This window comes from Arthrobacter sp. SAFR-179 (assembly GCF_059414945.1).
Genome location: NZ_JBPFDM010000012.1, coordinates 120,655 through 137,472 on the forward strand (window position 1 = coordinate 120,655; position 16,818 = coordinate 137,472).

Annotated in this window: 17 protein-coding genes; 8 read left to right on the top strand and 9 right to left on the bottom strand. The window is 61.1% G+C overall.

The window, feature by feature from the left end:
• Positions 1 to 16: 16 nt before the first annotated feature.
• Positions 17 to 1,438, bottom strand: a complete 1,422-nt coding sequence (locus tag ACR65K_RS17300; protein ID WP_440154245.1) for a purine-cytosine permease family protein — start codon at positions 1,436 to 1,438, stop codon at positions 17 to 19.
• 181 nt (positions 1,439 to 1,619) lie between these two features.
• On the opposite strand from ACR65K_RS17300, the gene ACR65K_RS17305 reads away from it, so the two are divergent.
• Positions 1,620 to 2,294, top strand: coding sequence for a GntR family transcriptional regulator (locus ACR65K_RS17305; protein WP_430270011.1), 675 nt, complete (start codon positions 1,620 to 1,622; stop codon positions 2,292 to 2,294).
• Here the strand turns inward: ACR65K_RS17305 and ACR65K_RS17310 are convergent.
• From ACR65K_RS17310 to ACR65K_RS17325, 4 genes are all read right to left on the bottom strand, one after another.
• Positions 2,237 to 2,584 (bottom strand): hypothetical protein, encoded by a 348-nt coding sequence (locus tag ACR65K_RS17310; protein ID WP_440154246.1) that lies wholly within the window; start codon positions 2,582 to 2,584, stop codon positions 2,237 to 2,239. The two genes, ACR65K_RS17305 and ACR65K_RS17310, sit on opposite strands and share 58 nt — an antisense overlap.
• A gap of 98 nt (positions 2,585 to 2,682) precedes the next feature.
• A complete protein-coding gene (locus tag ACR65K_RS17315; RefSeq protein WP_430270009.1) occupies positions 2,683 to 3,315 on the bottom strand; it encodes a LutC/YkgG family protein in 633 nt (210 codons plus the stop codon).
• A complete protein-coding gene (locus ACR65K_RS17320) occupies positions 3,312 to 4,853 on the bottom strand; it encodes a LutB/LldF family L-lactate oxidation iron-sulfur protein (protein WP_430270008.1) in 1,542 nt (513 codons plus the stop codon). The genes ACR65K_RS17315 and ACR65K_RS17320 overlap by 4 nt, the downstream gene beginning before the upstream one ends.
• Positions 4,850 to 5,653, bottom strand: a complete 804-nt coding sequence (locus tag ACR65K_RS17325) for a (Fe-S)-binding protein (protein ID WP_430270007.1) — start codon at positions 5,651 to 5,653, stop codon at positions 4,850 to 4,852. The genes ACR65K_RS17320 and ACR65K_RS17325 overlap by 4 nt, the downstream gene beginning before the upstream one ends.
• Before the next feature lie 187 nt (positions 5,654 to 5,840).
• Between ACR65K_RS17325 and ACR65K_RS17330 the strand changes: the two genes are divergently transcribed.
• From ACR65K_RS17330 to ACR65K_RS17345, 4 genes are all read left to right on the top strand, one after another.
• Positions 5,841 to 7,586, top strand: a complete 1,746-nt coding sequence (locus ACR65K_RS17330) for an L-lactate permease (protein WP_440154247.1) — start codon at positions 5,841 to 5,843, stop codon at positions 7,584 to 7,586.
• Between the two features lie 74 nt (positions 7,587 to 7,660).
• Positions 7,661 to 8,407, top strand: a complete 747-nt coding sequence (locus tag ACR65K_RS17335; RefSeq protein ID WP_430270005.1) for a FadR/GntR family transcriptional regulator — start codon at positions 7,661 to 7,663, stop codon at positions 8,405 to 8,407.
• 244 nt (positions 8,408 to 8,651) lie between these two features.
• Positions 8,652 to 9,242: a recombinase family protein gene (locus ACR65K_RS17340; protein WP_440154248.1), complete on the top strand. Its 591-nt coding sequence runs from the start codon at positions 8,652 to 8,654 to the stop codon at positions 9,240 to 9,242.
• Positions 9,243 to 9,524: 282 nt separating this feature from the next.
• Entirely contained in the window at positions 9,525 to 10,055 is a 531-nt protein-coding gene (locus ACR65K_RS17345) for a hypothetical protein (RefSeq protein ID WP_440154249.1), read from the top strand.
• Between the two features lie 173 nt (positions 10,056 to 10,228).
• On the opposite strand, the gene ACR65K_RS17350 is transcribed toward ACR65K_RS17345, so the two are convergent.
• The 3 genes from ACR65K_RS17350 to ACR65K_RS17360 all read right to left on the bottom strand — a co-directional run bounded on the left by ACR65K_RS17350 (position 10,229) and on the right by ACR65K_RS17360 (position 12,370).
• Complete coding sequence (locus ACR65K_RS17350) at positions 10,229 to 11,065, bottom strand: hypothetical protein (RefSeq protein WP_440154250.1); 837 nt, start codon at positions 11,063 to 11,065, stop codon at positions 10,229 to 10,231.
• A 259-nt stretch (positions 11,066 to 11,324) separates the two neighbouring features.
• Positions 11,325 to 12,206 (bottom strand): TIR domain-containing protein, encoded by an 882-nt coding sequence (locus ACR65K_RS17355; RefSeq protein WP_440154251.1) that lies wholly within the window; start codon positions 12,204 to 12,206, stop codon positions 11,325 to 11,327.
• Between the two features lie 5 nt (positions 12,207 to 12,211).
• Positions 12,212 to 12,370: a hypothetical protein gene (locus ACR65K_RS17360; RefSeq protein WP_440154252.1), complete on the bottom strand. Its 159-nt coding sequence runs from the start codon at positions 12,368 to 12,370 to the stop codon at positions 12,212 to 12,214.
• A 385-nt stretch (positions 12,371 to 12,755) separates the two neighbouring features.
• Between ACR65K_RS17360 and ACR65K_RS17365 the strand changes: the two genes are divergently transcribed.
• The 3 genes from ACR65K_RS17365 to ACR65K_RS17375 all read left to right on the top strand — a co-directional run bounded on the left by ACR65K_RS17365 (position 12,756) and on the right by ACR65K_RS17375 (position 15,367).
• Positions 12,756 to 13,472: an SOS response-associated peptidase gene (locus ACR65K_RS17365; protein WP_440154289.1), complete on the top strand. Its 717-nt coding sequence runs from the start codon at positions 12,756 to 12,758 to the stop codon at positions 13,470 to 13,472.
• A 426-nt stretch (positions 13,473 to 13,898) separates the two neighbouring features.
• Positions 13,899 to 14,777, top strand: a complete 879-nt coding sequence (locus ACR65K_RS17370) for a DUF6414 family protein (protein ID WP_440154253.1) — start codon at positions 13,899 to 13,901, stop codon at positions 14,775 to 14,777.
• Between the two features lie 8 nt (positions 14,778 to 14,785).
• Positions 14,786 to 15,367 carry a hypothetical protein gene (locus ACR65K_RS17375; protein ID WP_440154254.1) on the top strand — a complete coding sequence of 194 codons (582 nt, stop codon included), beginning with the start codon at positions 14,786 to 14,788 and terminating at the stop codon, positions 15,365 to 15,367.
• A 276-nt stretch (positions 15,368 to 15,643) separates the two neighbouring features.
• On the opposite strand, the gene ACR65K_RS17380 is transcribed toward ACR65K_RS17375, so the two are convergent.
• A complete protein-coding gene (locus tag ACR65K_RS17380) occupies positions 15,644 to 16,813 on the bottom strand; it encodes a hypothetical protein (RefSeq protein ID WP_440154255.1) in 1,170 nt (389 codons plus the stop codon).
• Between the last annotated feature and the right edge of the window lie 5 nt (positions 16,814 to 16,818).

Below are 16,818 nucleotides of genomic sequence, written 5' to 3' on the forward strand. Positions count from 1 at the left end.
TGTGGGGCGTTTTTGGTCAGAGGTGCGGGCGGATCAGGGCGGCAGCATCCTGCTGCCCGTCTGCGGCGGGGCTCGTGGAATGGGGGAGCGTTTTGCGGACGGGTGCGAACAAGTAGTAGATGCCACCGGAGACGACGAGACCGATCAGCCAGGCAATTTCCGCACCGCCAAGCCATTCCGCTACCGGGCCGACATATAGGGGGCTGTTCATGAACGGGATCTGGATGAGGATTCCGGCCGCGTACGCGGCAATGGCGATCCAGTTGATGCGGCCGTACTCGCCGTCCGGCTGAAAGAGTGCGCCGACGTTGTATTTCTCCTTGCGGACGAAGTAGAAGTCGACGAGGTTGATCGCGGACCACGGTGTCATGAAGTAGAGGAGGAACAGGAGGAAGTTTGTAAATGCGCCCAGGAAGTTATCGGTTGCAGCCAAGGCAATGCTCAGGGCTGCTGCGGATATCAGGACGATATAGGCGGTCCGGGCTTTGCCGGTGATGATTTCCCTACGGGTGATGGCCGTGACGATGGTGGCCAGCGACATGAACCCGCCGTAGGTGCTCAGGGTGTTGCCGGTGAGTTTTCCGCAGATCACAGCCAACAGGACCAGCCATGCGAACTGGGCGCCCAAGTTGGCGAGGTAGCCGACCTGGTTGGTGTTGAAGTTACTGCCGCCGATGGCTGCGCCGAGGGCGCCCAGGATCATGGCGAGTGAGCCGCCCAGGACGCTGCCGGCGAAGGTCCATCCCATCGTGGCTCGTTGGGGTGTGTTGGCGGGCAGGTAGCGGGAGTAGTCGGCGATGTAGGGGCCGAAAGTGAGCTGCCAGGATGCTGCCAGCGAGATGCCGAGGACGAACGGGCCGATGGCGAAGTCGGTCTGCTGCACGAGAACCGCGGCGTCGGGTGCGGTGAGTACGCGGATGAAGAGCACCACGAACACGGCGGCGCTGAGTGCCGTGGCGACTTTGGAAAACTTGTGGATGTAACGGTATCCGAAGATGGCCAGGGTGGTTGAGAGCAGTGCGAAGATCGCGGAGCCGGCCTGGACCGGGATGCCGAGGAGGTCCCCGATCGCCTGGCCGCCGAGGACCAGGCCTGTTGCGTAGAAGCCCAGGTAGATGATGAGGGAGAGTACGAGGGGCAGGATGGCGCCGTAGTAGCCGAACTGGGCCCGGCTCTGGATCATTTGTGGAACGCCCAGTTTCGGGCCTTGTGCGGAGTGAAGGGCTGTGACGAAACCACCCAGGACGTTTCCAATGATGACTGCCGGGATGGCCCACAGGGCGGAGTTTCCCAGGATGACAAACAGCGCGCCGGTCACCACCGCAGTGATGGAGGTGTTGGCGGCGAACCAGACAAAGAAGAGGCTTCGAGCCACGCCGTGGCGCTCGGATTCCGGTATGTAGTCGATGGCGCGGTGCTCAATACGCGAGGATTTCATGGCTTCCTTCGTAGAAGAGGTGCAATGCAGCCTAAGGCCGGTACGGTCATCATTGACCGACATGCAACCGATATACCGGTAACATATGCCTTAGGATGTCCCTAAGTCAATGGGCTTTCCATCGCCCGGTGAATCGGGAGACGCGGTAGCCGGGGTGGCCCGGCTGGGGAGGAGTGGCCAGATGGCGGAAAAAGGTAAGGCCGACGGCGCTTATGACGAGATCGAGCGGATGATCATCTTCCAGGAAATCGCGCCGGGGTCGTTGGTCTCCGAATCGATGCTTACCGCCTCAACCGGGTTCGGCCGCACCCCGGTTCGTGAAGCCCTGCAACGGCTCGCACGGGAGGGCATGGTGCAAATCCACCCCAGCAAGGGGGTTCTCGTCCCGGCCGCTTCGGTCGACACCCAGCTGCGTCTCCTTGAGCTGCGCCGGGTTCTGGAGGCCCTGGCAGTGGAGCTTGCCTGCGGCCGGGCAGTTGGAGAGCACCGAAGGAAAATGGCTGCCATGGTGGACCGGCTCAAACACGAGGAATTCACCTTGAGCACCTACCTGGAGACGGTGAAGGAGACCCATCATCTGATTGTCGATGCCGCAGCCAATGAGTACCTCGCGGACGCACTGGCCCCCGCGCAGGCTCTTTCCCGGCGCTTCTGGATCGCCCACATGCGGGACGAGGCAGACCAGATCTCACGGGGATCGACGCTTCACATAAGAATTTTGGAAGCGATTCTCGCCAGAGACGATTCAGCGGCCAAGGCTGCCTCCCTGGCCCTGAACGACTACCTGGTGGACTTTGCCTACGCGGTCCTCGGCCATCTGCGGCCGCCGCGGAACAAGGATTCATCCGCAGCCTGACGGTTGAGGTGCATCCCGCGAACCTGATCTCCTTCTCCGCGCTGGAGTGCGGACGATGTCATGCGGTACGAGCGTTTACCCTCGAGTTGCCGCGGCTCTACCCACACCTCGTGGCCTTCAGCAGCTTCGATCAGCACCCGGCCGGCGAGCCCGTCGGCGGCGATCCAGAGGGCCGACGAGTCAGGCATGACGTCCTCGACGAGTCCTTCGCGGAGGACGGTGCCGTTCTTCCGGACCTGCACGAGGGCACCGCGGAGGTGCTCCCAGGCGTCATGGCGGTAGGAGGTCATGAGGGTGCCTTTCGTTCAGCGGTGAGGGTGCGGGATGCGCGTTGGTGCATCCGGGCACGGCCAGGGTGATGGCCGTGCCCGGACTTCACTGCCCGGATTTAGCGGGCGATGATGACGTCGAGTTTGCGGGGCCCGTGGACTCCCTCGACACGTTCGAGTTCAATGTCGCTGGTGGCACTCGGCCCGCTGATCATGGTCAGCGGCCGGGTGCCATCAATCCGGCGCAGCGCTTCCGGCAGGATCCCGGCAATGTCGGCGACTTTAACGATGCAGATGTGGTGGTCCGGGACGAGGGTGATTGCCCGGCGGCCCTGGTTGGGACTGCCGTCCAGGATGATGGTCCCCGTCTCGGCGACAGCGACAGCACTGCCGGTCACGACCGCGTCGATACCATCGAGCTCGACGACGGTGAGCGGAGCCGCGGCCGAATCGGTGCGGCGACGGTTGGCGTGGTCGAGTTCGAGTTCACTGAGCCAGCCGGCGTCCAGCCCCGTAGGCACGACATAGCTGCGCGCTGCCGCGAGCAGTTCCGCAATCCGTGCCGGCACCTCCTCGGCGTCCACGACGGAGACCTGGGCTTTGTAGTCGATCAGGCGGTCCACCAGCAGGTGGATCAGGGCATCCTCGTCCAGATCGGATGAGGACCGGTACCCGCGGGGAACTTCCGGTACTTTGGGGCTGTCTTTCAGGGCGGTGCGGATCCGTTCAAGGATCTCATCGCGTGCGCTCATGGCTGGTCTTCCTGGTGCTCTGAGGGCTGGTTATCTGACGTAGCGGGGGCAGCGCCGGTGGCCGGGGTCCGGTGTTCCTTCTTCCACCAGTCGCGGAAGGACTGCGACGGCGGCGCGGGAATATCCCTGCTTTGGGTCCAGCCGGCGGCGATTCCGGGCAGTTTGGTGATCTTCTTGTCCGGGCCCGCGGCCAGGCGTCCCAGCGGCAGCCCCTTCTCGATCAATCCCAGCCGTTTGCCCGACGACAGGGCCCAGGACGCGGCGTTCATCCCAACGTCCATCTGGCTGGGGATTTTCTTCTTCCCGCGTTTGCTGTCCACATCCACGCTGCGCAGGTGCACCAGGATATCCGGGATGTTGATCTTCACCGGGCAGGCGTCATAGCAGGCCCCGCACAGCGAGGACGCGTACGGCAGCGAACTGTTCTCCTCGGCCTGAATGCCGGTCATCAGCGGCGAAAGGATCGCCCCGATCGGCCCGGGGTAGGTCGATCCGTAGGCGTGGCCGCCGGTCCGTTCATAGACCGGGCAGACGTTCATGCAGGCGCTGCAACGGATGCAGTGCAGGGCCGAGCGGCCCATTTCGTCGGCCAGGGCGGCGCTGCGTCCGTTGTCCAGCAGCACCAGGTGCACGTTTTGGGGCCCGTCGCCCTCGGTGACACCGGTCCACAGCGAGGTATAAGGGTTCATCCGTTCCCCGGTGGAGGAGCGGGGCAGCAGCTGCATAAAGACTTCAAGGTCCTGCCAGGTCGGCAACAGCTTTTCGACGCCCATGACGGTGATCAGTGTCTCCGGCAGGGTCAGGCACATGCGTCCGTTGCCCTCGGATTCGACGACGGCCAAGGTGCCCGAGTCAGCCAGGGCGAAGTTGGCCCCGGAGACAGCGACTTTGGCAGTGAGGAATTTACGGCGCAGGTGTGCCCGGGCGGCCGCGGCGAGGCGGGCCGGTTCGTCGGTCAGCTCCGGGTCGACGCCCTCCATTTCGCGCAGGAAGATGTCCCGGACCTGTGTCCGGTTCTTATGGATCGCCGGGACGAGGATGTGGCTGGGCTTGTCGTGGTCCAGCTGGACGATCAGCTCGGCCAGGTCGGTTTCGTAGGCGGCAATGCCGTGCTCTTCAAGGTATTCGTTGAGGCCGATTTCCTGGGTGGCCATGGATTTGATCTTGACCGCTTCGGTTTCACCGGTCGCCCGGATCAGCTCAGCGACGATCTCATTGGCCTCATCGGCGTCCCGGGCCCAGTGGATCACGCCGCCGCGGGCGGTGAAGTTCTTCTCGAACTGTTCCAGGAGTTCGGGAAGGCGGGCCATCACGGATTCCTTGATGGCGGATCCGGCGTCGCGCAGTTGTTCCCAGTCCGGCAGTTCGGAGACCACTTGGATGCGTTTGTCGCGGATGGTGTGGGTGGCGTGGCCGAGGTTGGCCCGGAGCTGGGCGTTGCCGAGTTCGCGGTGCGCGGCCTTGGGGAAGGATTCGGAGGCGTGCACGTTGCCCGTGCCATAAACGGGGAGGGAGGGCATGCCCAGGTAGGTGCTCATCGTGTGGCCTTTCCGGTGGTGACGCGGACTTCGCCGGTGACAGAGGCCGGTTCTTCCAGGGTGCTGGCGAGGATTTCGGCCAGGTGCAGGGTGGTGACGTCGCTGCCCTGGCGGGAGAGGCCGCCGCCGATGTGCATCAGGCAGGAGGCGTCCCCGCCGGTGCAGAGGCTGGCACCGGTTGCGGTGATATTGACGGTTTTGTCTTCGAGCATGGCGGAGGAGACGTCGGCGTTCTTCATCGAGAACGTGCCGCCGAACCCGCAGCACTGGTCCGCTTCCGGCAGCTCTGCCATCTCGATCCCCTGCACGCTGGCCAGCAGCCGGGACTGCCGGTCGCCCAGTTTCAGCAGGCGCATGCCGTGGCAGCTGGGGTGGTAGGTGATCCGGTGCGGGAAGTAGGAGCCGAGCTGGGCCCCGGCGTCGGTCACGCCCAGGACGTCCACGAGCAGTTCGGAGAGTTCGTAGGTTTTAGCGCCCACGGCGGTCGCGCGGGCTTCGAGGGCCGTGTCACCGCAGGAGCGGGCGACCATGGGATGCTGGTGCTTCACGGAGGCGACGCAGGAACCGGACGGGGCGACGGCGACGTCGTAGTCCTCGGTGTCGAACGCGGCGACGTGATTGGCGACCACGGGGACAGCTTCCTTGAGATAGCCGCTGTTGACGTGCATCTGCCCGCAGCAGGCCTGGCCGGACGGAAACACAACTTCGTGTCCCAGCCGCTCCAGGATTTTCACGGTGGCCCGCGCCGTGGCGGGGTACATCGCATCCACGATGCACGTAGCGAACAAAGCGATTCGCATGGCAGCCTTTCGGGCTAAGGGGTTTGTGGTCTGACCATAGTAGATCACGTGACCGACGCCACTCGCAACCGGCGTATCCAAGTGAAGCCGCTCACACTTTCAGAAAAATCTGCGCTACACTCTGATGGTCCGACCACAGAGGTCTGACCATACCCCCCTGTCGTCCCCCTCAATGTGGAGGAACTCCGTGGATCAGTTCACACCCAGCACCGACCCGGTGCTCAACAGCGTCATGTGGTCGGCCATCGTCGCCCTGCTGCCGCTGCTGACGTTCTTCATCCTGCTTGCCGTCGTCAAAACCCGCGCCCATGTCGCCGGCGCCTTTGCGCTCCTGGCTGCCCTCCTGGTCGGAATTTTCGCGTTCCAGATGCCGGCCGGGCTGGCGCTGCTGTCCGCCACCCAGGGCGGGGTCTTCGGCGCCTTCCCGGTGCTCTGGATCGTCATCATGGCCGTCTGGCTCTACCAGGTCACGGTCCTCAGCGGACGCTTCGAGGACCTCCGCCGCGTCTTCGACGTGATCGGCAAAGGCGACGTGCGCCTCCAGGCCGTCCTGATCGCCTTCTGCTTCGGCGGCCTGCTCGAAGCCCTCGCCGGGTTCGGCGCGCCGGTGGCCATCACCGCCACCATGCTGTTGGCGCTCGGACTGCCGCCGCTGCGCGCAGCCGCCGCCGTCCTGGTCGCCAACACGGCACCTGTTGCCTTCGGCGCCATGGCCATCCCGATCACCACCGCGGCCGGCCTCACCGGACTGCACGCCACGGACATTGCCTCCGTCGTCGGACGCCAGGCGCCGCTACTGGCCACTATCGTGCCGCTGATCCTGCTCTTCATCCTCGATGGCCGCAAGGGCCTGAAAGACTGTTGGCCCGCCGCACTCGTTGTCGGTTTTTCCTTCGCCACCGCACAGTTCCTGTGCTCCAACTACTTCTCCTACGAACTCACCGATATCGTCGCCTCCCTCGTAGGCCTCGGCGCGGCCGTCCTGTTCTTCCGCGTCTGGACGCCCAAGGGAAGCGTCGCAGCACGCGAGCGTCTCGGAGCAGCCTTTGATGCAGTCTCGAAGAACACAGCCTCCACCACCGCCGGCGGCGGCGACTCCCGGCGCGCATCGGCTGTCGCCGTCAGCGAAGCCGCTGCAGACCGTCTGACCCCGACCCGCACCTGGCTCGCCCTGTTCCCGTACTTCCTCGTCATCGTCGTCTTCGGCATCGCCAAGCTATGGAAACTCGGCGCGGATGTGCCCGCGTTCCTCGCCTCGACCGACGTCAAAATCCCCTGGCCGATCCTGCACGACGCGCTGGTCAATGCCGAAGGCAAACCCGTCTCCTCCACCATCTACTCCTTCCAATGGCTCTCCACCCCCGGAACCCTGCTGCTGATCACCGGCCTGATCGTCGCCTTCGTGTACTCGAAGTACAACGACGGCGGCCGCTACCCCGTCACAGTGGCTAACGCCGTGAAGGAGATCGCCCGCACCATCTACAGGATGCGCTGGGCCGGACTGACCATCATCACCGTCCTCGCACTCGCCTACGTGATGAACTTCTCCGGGCAGACAGTATCCATCGGCACCTGGCTGGCCGGCACCGGAACCTTCTTCGCGTTCCTCTCACCCGTCCTGGGCTGGATCGGCACCGCCGTCACCGGCTCCGACACGTCCGCCAACGCGCTCTTCGCCAAACTCCAGCAGACCGCCGGCCTGAAAGCAGGCATCGACCCGAACCTCCTCGTCGCCGGAAACACCTCCGGCGGCGTCGTCGGGAAACTGATCAGCCCGCAAAACCTGGCCATCGCCGCGTCGGCGGTCAACCTTGAAGGAAAGGAATCGGTGATCCTGCGTAAAGTAGTCGGATGGAGCGTAGCGCTGCTGCTGGTGCTCTGCACCCTCTCCTACCTCCAGTCCACCCCGATCCTGGGCTGGATGCTGCCTTAGCGTCCCGCCTACTCAAGACGCAGTGTGCGGGCCGCCCCCAGGCCCGCACACTGCCGGCCCTTAAGGAACCAACCGTGAGCACCGCCGAAGCAGGAGCAACCCCCCGCCGTCGCACCCATGACGCGCTCCTGAAAGACATCGAAGCGGACCTGCGCTCGGGCAAAATCACGGTCGGGGACCGCCTCCCGGGCGAACGCACACTCGCCGAAAACTACGGCATCTCACGGGCCTCAGTACGCGAGGCCATCCGGGTCCTGGACGCCATGGGAATCCTGCGAAGCTCCGTCGGGTCCGGGCCCACCTCCGGAGCCATCGTCATTTCCGATCCTTCCGCGGGCCTGTCGTCGGCCCTGCGGCTGCACGTCGCCACCAACCGGCTCCCGGTCGCGGACATTGTCCAGACCCGTATCCTGCTCGAAACCTGGACCGCCCGTGCCGGCGCTGCCCGCACCGGAGGCGACGAAGACCTAGAGCAGGCATCCCAGCTTCTGCACGCCATGGACGATCCCGACATTGACCGCGCCGCGTTCCACGAACTCGACGCCCGCTTCCACGTGGCGTTGAGCTCGCTCGCCGGGAACGCGGTGGTGGCCACCATGATGGAATCCCTGTCCGGATCCATCATCGGCTACGTCAAAGGCGCGATGGACGCCATGGAAACATGGCCGGACGTCATCGCCACGCTACGAACCCAACACCACCACATCTTCGACGCCGTCCAGGCGCACGACGGAGAACTCGCAGCCCGCCTCCTGCAAGAACACATCGAATGGTTCCACCAGAAGGCACAGCAAGCGACCGCACCCCGGGACGGACTCTGAAGCGCTGGTCCTCCCGGCGTTCTGACATGACGCGGGGGCAGGGCTGCCACAAAGCGCCCGCTGTCATCCCGCGTTAAACTGTACAGTTCCAACCCAACCGACTCCGGGTGCAGACGACTTCTGACATTCGGTGCAGACGACTTCTGAAACTGACAGAAATAAGTCGAAAAAGCACTCATATCGTTGGTCAGAACTGGTTTTCGAAATGAAAGCTGGTCATAACCTGGGGTGGAGGCTTTTTGACGTGTCTGGCAACGTAATTGGGTACGCGAGGGTAAGTACCCGAGGGCAGTCGCTTGATTCCCAGGTGGATGCGCTCGTCGCTGCCGGGGCTGTGCGCGTGTTTCAGGAGTACGCCTCCGGGGCCACCCAAGCAAGGGCGCGATGGAAGGAATGCCTGGACTACCTGCAGCCCGGGAATGTCCTGACCGTTGCGGATCTAACCAGGTTGGGCCGCAGTACCGCTGACTTGGCTGACATTGTGACGGTGCTGGGACAGCGGGGGATAGGGTTCCGTTCTCTCGCTGAACCGTGGCTCGACACCACCAGCGCCCATGGAAAGCTCATCTTCGATATGTTCGCCTCCCTGGCTGAGTACGAACGGTCCCGGCTGTCTGAACGGACGAAGGCCGGCCTTGCGGCAGCGAAAGCACGTGGCCGGCTCGGCGGCCGCCCTCGAACCATGACCCCGTCGAAGACAGAGGCCGCCCGGCAGCTGCGCAGCCAGGGAAAGACCTTGAAGGAGACAGCTCAGATACTCAGTGTCAGCGTTTCGTCACTGACCCGCGCTCTCAGCCGCAATGACGTCCAAGAAGTCGCATCTGCGGCCGCATAGCGGACCTCGAGTTTTGGCACAGCTTCTGGGACGCCCAGATTACGGAAGTCGGCATACGAGGGAGGGCGTTCAGCGCCTGACTAGCTCTTGAGGCGTGCCACGGCTACTGCTTGTCGCCCCAACGGTACAGACTGTGGGCTTATGCCCATTGCACGGAAGGTGCTACTCGGTCCTACATTGTCTTTTGAACACTGTTGTACTTGCTAGCAGTCTAGGCTATCGTGTCCTATACGGTGCTAACCAGTGCTAGAAGGCGTACTAGAACCATAAGGACGGACTATTATGAGCGAGTACAATGCGGATGATCTCAGTCGGGCACTTGCCGCTGCTGCCGAAGCGTTCCTCACTACCATTCGCGGCGGTGAGGAAGATGACTTCAACTCAGTGACCCGGTCCGAGGACGTTACATGGGCACCCTCGGCAGCCGAGCCGATCTTGTTCGACCCTCTGACTGACCCGCTCCCGATGAAGGCCACACCGGACCGAGAGGCGGACCAGAAGTTCCAGGACATGTGCTCGCTGGTCTATATCGGCAGCATTGGACGGTACTACGCTGAGACGGGCGAGGGCGCCGGCGCCGAAGAAATCCGCCGATTCGCCCTAAAGGCTGGATACAGGAACGGTCGTGCCGTGAACGGTTGGAGTTCACGACCCGGCAGCATCCGTGCGGTGGAAGTGATAGACGGCAAGCGATATATCAATCAGACCGCCGCAAACTGGCTTCCCAAGCTGGAACGCGCCCTCGGCATCAAGATCAAGGGTGACACCCGGTGGGTCGAGGTCAATGATGCAGGGAACGTGTCCTTTTCGTAGTTCCCGACGCGTACAGCCCGTGGCTTCTGATACGTGGCCTCTCGTTGACCTTAGGGGAGAGCCCACGCAGCGCTCCCAGCTGAGGGCCGGACTGGGGCCGATGCTTCTGGTGTCCCGCTGGGAGGGTCCCATTTCCAAGGAAGTGGGACAGTCGAATAACGGACGGTTTTTGTTTACTCGTCGCCCAGCCATGCGTCAGGGTTCTGAGCCATGTCCACCAAACCTTCGGCATATTCTTCCGCGGCCTTGCACATGGCTTTCAGGCGGTTGTCGAGAGGCCCCCACGGACGAGAAGGTTGCCCTGTAGTGGGATGAGGAGAAAGTTCGAGTCCTTGAACGTCGATCCCTAATACGACGTTCAAGCTGAGCATCTGCGGGCTCAACTCTTCTGGGCTGACTTTGGTGAAGGTCACGACAACGCCGTCTTCGCCCACCGGCCCTTCCCTCACCGCCAAATTGTGAATCGCTTCCTTGTCGTAGGTTCCTTTAACCTCCTCCAGCCACATGCACAGTTCATGAGGGGAACGGTGACGATCCAGCCGCGCGAGGTCGTGCAGGATGCGCAGACAGTTCCACTCAGGCCATTCTGCTTGGAATGGCTGGATTCGGTGAAGTGCCGCGATTAGGTGCGGTGACAAGTGCTCTAGACGCTTCTTGTTCTCCCTCCATTCTTTGGGTGTGAGGGCTATTGGCCACTGAAGCTTCGTTCCGCCAGGGGGTGGATTCATACCTGAATCGATGATCGCAACAGCGTATAAACAGTTGTCCAGGCCGGCGCGGAGATTCTGAAGCGCCTCCCCAAGAAGAATCGGTAGCTCAATGGGGATAGGTTCGCGACGGACTGCGCGTAGGCTGCCTTGTCCTAGCTCGTTTAGGTCCGCTGCGAGGTCGGCAGGACGTCTTCCAATGTATTCATCCACGACTTCAGCAAATTCCTTGATGTTGTCGTGGGCGCGTTTGATACGGGCCCTCGACATATCGAGCTCACGTATCAAAGTCATTTGTTCCACCAAGGAAGGATGCGGCGGCCGTGGTTTGTGTTTGCGAGGGTTCTCAATTGATCACGTATCCTTCTAGGGCTGAGTTACAAGTTGTACGGGAGCACCCTGGCGGTGCTGTGGCGCGATGCCCTCCCAAGCAACTCAGGGACGAAGTCAAGGTGCAGCGGCCCGTAGGGTGCTCCCGGTATGTGGCCGGGTTTGAGCGCTGTTCCCCTCGCGGGGACTGTGACATTGAGTTGGCAGAAAGCGCGAGGGGAGCCTCGTCTGCCTAGCCGAACGGGGAATGCTCGACGGCGTCTTGAAGTGCACGGTTGACTCGCAGCCCGTTGGCTCGTAGTTCGGCAACGAACTTTCTCAGTTCAGCACGGGTGCCAGCTGGGCGTCTGCGGGGAAGCGTGAATTCTTTCCCCTTGGGCGACCTCAGGCGAAGCGTCGTCGGGTTGTTCTTGACCACGGACCATCCTTGGCTCGTTGCGTTGCTGCAGAGCCAGTTGATCTCTTCTTCCAGAGCCTTGAGTGCCTGCTCTGCATGCCTTGCTGCGAGGAGACCCGGAGCTGCATTCTGGGCAGTCTCTCGTTGTGTTTGCATCTCTCCGGGGACCTCGGAGAGTGCGCTTTTCGCCAGGGAGTCCACGTCACGAACCGTTTCAGAATCGGTTTCGGATGTTGGGCCCTTCCTAGCCATCCGGGGTCCAAGTCTCTTGACCTCGTCAATGATGTCCAGCACGACTCCATTCAACGCTGCCGCCGTATTCCCATCCTGTCGGATCGGATACGGAAGGTACGTGATGCCAGCTAAGTCTGTAGGAAGCTTGAGGTCTACACCCTTCGGCAGAACCATATAGGTTCGCTCCGGTCCCAACGCTCCCATGAACAAGCCCAGCTCGAAAATCACGTTGTCCCGGGGTGCTTGGGTCCTGGATTCCCGGCTCTCCACGTCGTCGTCGGGGCTAAGGACCATAACCGCGAAGTCTGAGGCCTGTGCCCTGCCAACAAGGGCGGTCAGAGGGTGCTGGCTCGGACGGAACACCCCGTGAGTCCATACAGTGGACTCAGTCAGCCCGTGACGGTCCAGCCCAGCATGCAAACGTTCGGCGACGTCCTTCCCTTCACTAGATGAACCTATAAACAAGTTCGCCAGTGCAGCCACTCGTCCTACGCCATTTCCTTGGGCGGGATATCCAGGCCGTGGTCGCGCAGCCGGTCCAACACCTCGTGGGCAGCGTGGTCCAAGTCATCGCCTTCGAGTTGGTATCTGAGCGCATCCACAACGGTGGCGTGCAGGTCATCGTATTCGTTTTTTGTCTGGGCCATATAGGCAGATTACGCGACACCCCTGCGTCAATCGCGAAGCGAATATGTGCCCCGGAATTTCCTGTGGGGGCGTATGGCTGAAAGGGCCGCCGCTATTCCTTCTCCCCGGTACGGATCTCCATTGGTCAGCCCCAGGGTCAACAGCGTGCGCAACAACGGGCCGAAGCTTATCGAGCCCGTCGCACCCATGGCCAAATAGACCCGTGCGGTGAAACTCACCGGCACCATTACCAACCCGGATGGCAGCTACAGCCACATCGAGGCCGAAGGCGACACCTACGAGGAGGCACGCGAGAACCTGTACGCGCTTCTGGAAGAAGGACAAAACTCATCGTCATCCGCACCGACAGCTACTAGTTGGAGCCGCTTCAGGCAGAATGGCCTCATGTGCGGCAGATACGTGATGTCCAAGGCCACTGGGGACCTTCTGAGCCACTTTGAGGCGAAGGAGGTAGAGGGGAGTCCGCCGCCGCCGAGCTGGAACGTGGCACCAACCCAAAGTGTGCCGATCGTTGCTGAACGTCTCGATGAGGGCACCATTAACCGGCATCTGCTCATTGCCCGTTGGGGTCTGGTCCCGTCCTGGGCCAAGGACATCAAAATAGGCTCCAAAATGATCAACGCCCGCAGCGAGACCATCCTGGAGAAGCCATCATTCCGAAAAGCCGCGGTGAAAAGACGGGGGATCCTGCCAGCGGACGGTTACTTTGAGTGGCAGAAGACCGAGGGCGGCAAGAAGATCCCGAACTACCTGTACTCGGAGAAAGAGCCCCTGCTGGGCTTTGCTGGGCTGTATGAATGGTGGGCTGATCCGTCTCTGCCCGAGGATGACCCGGGCCGCTGGCTGCTCAGCTGCACAGTTTTAACCACAACGACCCAGGATGCTTTGGGGCATGTCCACGACCGTTCCCCGGTCATCATCCCCCGGGACCGGTTTGCGGAATGGTTGGACCCGGACCTGATTGACAAGGACGAGATTCAGCACTTGCTGGACTCTTTGCCGGAACCGACCCTGACGCCTCGAATTGTCAGCTCCAGAGTGAACAGCGTCCGGAACAACGGGCCAGAACTCATTGAGCCTGCTGAGCCCCCAGCCACATAGCCCGTGCCGCTACTCGCACTCGCCGTGCGATTCCAAGCCGGCGCGGGGAGTGTCCCAATGGGAGTCCCGTTTCCAAGGAAATGGCACGCCCTGCCTCACGGAGGACCGGTCTCTATCGCAGAGGTATCGCGAGTACAAGCGAGACAGTAACAGAAACTATGTGGTTATAACAGATTTTGTTTGTTTTATTAGCCAATATAATACGGTTCCATTCAATTCACTGTCCGCGGAATGTCGGGCTTCATCGCGCGTCAGACCGATGACTGATGTCCCCTACTTTCACTACACCTCAAATCGAAGGAGGGCACGAGTGCTAGACGAAAATAGACCCCCGGCCGATCAATACAGCCTGGTGATCTACCGTAACGATGAGTTCGTTGCCGCCTCATCCAACAAATCTTCAATATAGGTCTGCCTGTCGACGAAATGCGCGAGACGATTCAGGCCAGTGTGATCCAGCAAGCGAAAGAGACTGCGGGAACTGCGGATGCCGAGGCCGGATTCAACCTCCCCTGGACAGCCAATGCCAAAGCTAAGGTAGGCGCATCGGCCAAGACTGCCGGGAGCGAAGACGCCAAAGACGAGCGGAAGAATCAACTGAACTTCCAGTACACCCAAGCAAACTTCCTCCATAACGTGCGCCAGCAACTCCACAATCAGAACCTGATCAAACCGATCACAGGAGTCGACTCACTGCAGGGCATCAACGTGGGCTCATTTGTCGAGTTCGCTGCCACATTCGAAGCAAACGAGATAAACAGCATCCTCGACTTGGCAACGCCCGAACTCGTAGCAGCGGTGACCAAATGGCGGGCCAAGAAGGACCAGCGAGAAAAGTTCGACTTCTACTACGAGCAGGGACACGAAGAACTGCAAAAGTTCATACAAAAATCGAACCTCGAAGCCGAATCCAGGGCGGAGATAGCTGCCGCCGCCACAAGCGCAGTGCGTCAGGACTTCCGGAACGAGACAACCCGCGAGTACTTCGGAAAGGTCGTGGGGGGATCTGCTCGCAGCCACGTTACGGCAGTCACTATTTGCGACACTGAGCACTTCGCAAGCCAGGACAAGGACCGAATCCTCGACGGCACGTTCACCGTTCTCGGTAAGGTGAGTGAAGTCTCTATGAAGGGCACTTCAATCCTGAGCCGGAACAAAGTTCTCAACCGCATCCAACAGCCGATGCTCGATGAACTAAACGAGAACATGCGTGACGCAGCTCAAGATGGAAAGTTCAACACGAGCTTCAAGTTGGGACTCAAGCCGCCCATCGTCAAGGTGATACCAATTGCTATCTATGTCTAGGAACTCCTGTGCTTGAGCGAATTTCTTCTGCCCTGGCAGGTACCCATGTCGCCTCGGCGGACTACACACCATCGCTGCTGACCGTGGCCGGGACACTGATCGCTGCTGGCTTCACCTCAGTTATCGCCCAATACTTCTTCGCACCAACATTAGAAGCGCGTAAGCAGCGAATCCTTGACCGCTCCAAAGTCGTCTGCGAGACAGCCGACGTGCTGCGAGCCATGTACTTTCAGTTAGAAGTGCTACAGATGAAGCGCTTTCAGCTTAAAGACATGTTCGGCTTTGAACGGCAGGAGCTCAAACTCCAAGAACTCTCGGCCAAATTTGACGCTGCCCTAAGCCTGTCAAACGCCGGCCTCAAGGAAAAGTACACCACCCTTGCCTTGAAAGCTCAGTTCGCAGCCGAACTGTTCAACATGCTAAATCGGCCGGAATCCAAAGACTTCGAACCCTTAATGAAGCTCTTGCACCACACTATGGCTGCCTTGGATCCGGCGAATCTGCCCTGGGTACATGCTTACCATTGTTGGAGAGGGAAAAGGCTGCACGCCGCCATGGAACTACCTTCGGAGGAAACTCAGGATGCCTAGCCCCGGGCCTCGGCGTGCCCGGTTATCACTTCGTTCCCCCTTATGAGGGAGTGGGCCGCTGGCCGGCGCCGCTTTCCGTCTCAATTGCAAGGGAAGTGGGACACTCACGACTTAGAGGGTAGGTCTGGTGCCGCCCAGTCACTGGCTAGTCCTTTATCTCTTCAATCTCACTGCGGCCCGACCTAGAGTTGTCCGTTCTCCGGTCAGGTGGGCGGATGAGGTTGCCAGCAGTTCTGGTCGGAAATTCCGCGGTCGTAAACCTGACGACGTCTTCACTTAGAAGAGCAACCCATATCCTCTGCCGGAGTGCATTGAGAGCTCGACGCTGTTTGAGGCTGTCTCTTTCAGACTGGTGAGTCCTGCCGTGTCGGTGACGGTCAAAGTGAACTGACCACGGTCGGTGCTTGAAAGCCTGTCGCGGGAGAAGACCAGAAATGACCCCTGATAGCTGTCGAGGCCGTTCTGCTCAGGGATCGGCAGGCTGATGATGTCCATACCGTTGTCGGCGAACCGCACTGAGCGTTCAACATACCGATAGCTGCCGACTCGGATACTTACTGAACCCAGCGTCGTGTTCCTAGGGACTTTTTCCGAGCCGAACCCGAAGAAGACTCTCGTTCCCCGGGGTGTGTTCAGTTGGTTCCCTGGGTGGGGTTCACGATTGTGGATGATGGAGGATCCGTCGACCCACAACGACTTTGCAGCGGCGAGCTGCACCGGTAGTGGCCCGCTGATTACATGCTCGTCCGGTGAGGCGAGGTAGCGGCGGGTCGCCAACGTCTTTTCCTCTTGGGGCTGCGGAGGCCCGGGCAGGGAGCGGTAGCGCGAACGATACTCCTGCAGCACTTCCGAAAGCGGGTCGGCGGTTTCCCATGTGTCTTCGAACCAGTCCAGAACAGGCTTCGCCAGCAACAGGTGACGCCATTCTTTGGTCGATGGGGCGTCCGTCCAAACCTGCTTCGTAACGACTTCAGCCCCGGTCGAGAGTGCACTGGCGGTGAGGTTAGCCGATCCCACGATTAGGGCCTTCAGGTTAACAGCCTTCATCAGCTTCAGGTCCCTCAGACCGTGCGACTCATCTGTTCCGAAGGCGAATGCCTTCGCGTGAAACGCTGATTGAGGACGCAGAGCCGGGTCCGTCAGCACTGCGCGTCCATTCGGGATTCGGACCTCCGCATTATTGAGTTCGCTGAGGCGGACGAGCGCCGTTGGCTGAGTGAAGCCAAAGTCTATGCTCACGAGAAACCGCTTGCGTGCCGCAGTCCAAGTTTCGCTTGATAGTCGGTCATTCAGTAGACGGACGCCTTGTTCCGAGGCGTATGCCACCGCAACCTCGACGTAGTCGTAAGCTGCCGCCCGGTGCGAGGCGTCCGCGAGAGCCTCGAGTACTACGCCTACTCTGCCAAAGCTCGAATCTTGCGCATGGACGGACATTTCATACGCCATTAGGC

Coding starts and splice junctions, on each gene's coding strand:
- ACR65K_RS17320 (WP_430270008.1), bottom strand. CDS start 4,853: ATGAGCACCTACCTGGGCATGCCCTCCCTCCCCGTTTATGGCACGGGC.
- ACR65K_RS17325 (WP_430270007.1), bottom strand. CDS start 5,653: ATGCGAATCGCTTTGTTCGCTACGTGCATCGTGGATGCGATGTACCCC.
- ACR65K_RS17370 (WP_440154253.1), top strand. CDS start 13,899: ATGCGCGAGACGATTCAGGCCAGTGTGATCCAGCAAGCGAAAGAGACT.
- ACR65K_RS17305 (WP_430270011.1), top strand. CDS start 1,620: ATGGCGGAAAAAGGTAAGGCCGACGGCGCTTATGACGAGATCGAGCGG.
- ACR65K_RS17300 (WP_440154245.1), bottom strand. CDS start 1,438: ATGAAATCCTCGCGTATTGAGCACCGCGCCATCGACTACATACCGGAA.
- ACR65K_RS17365 (WP_440154289.1), top strand. CDS start 12,756: ATGTGCGGCAGATACGTGATGTCCAAGGCCACTGGGGACCTTCTGAGC.
- ACR65K_RS17345 (WP_440154249.1), top strand. CDS start 9,525: ATGAGCGAGTACAATGCGGATGATCTCAGTCGGGCACTTGCCGCTGCT.
- ACR65K_RS17380 (WP_440154255.1), bottom strand. CDS start 16,813: ATGGCGTATGAAATGTCCGTCCATGCGCAAGATTCGAGCTTTGGCAGA.
- ACR65K_RS17315 (WP_430270009.1), bottom strand. CDS start 3,315: ATGAGCGCACGCGATGAGATCCTTGAACGGATCCGCACCGCCCTGAAA.
- ACR65K_RS17360 (WP_440154252.1), bottom strand. CDS start 12,370: ATGGCCCAGACAAAAAACGAATACGATGACCTGCACGCCACCGTTGTG.
- ACR65K_RS17310 (WP_440154246.1), bottom strand. CDS start 2,584: ATGACCTCCTACCGCCATGACGCCTGGGAGCACCTCCGCGGTGCCCTC.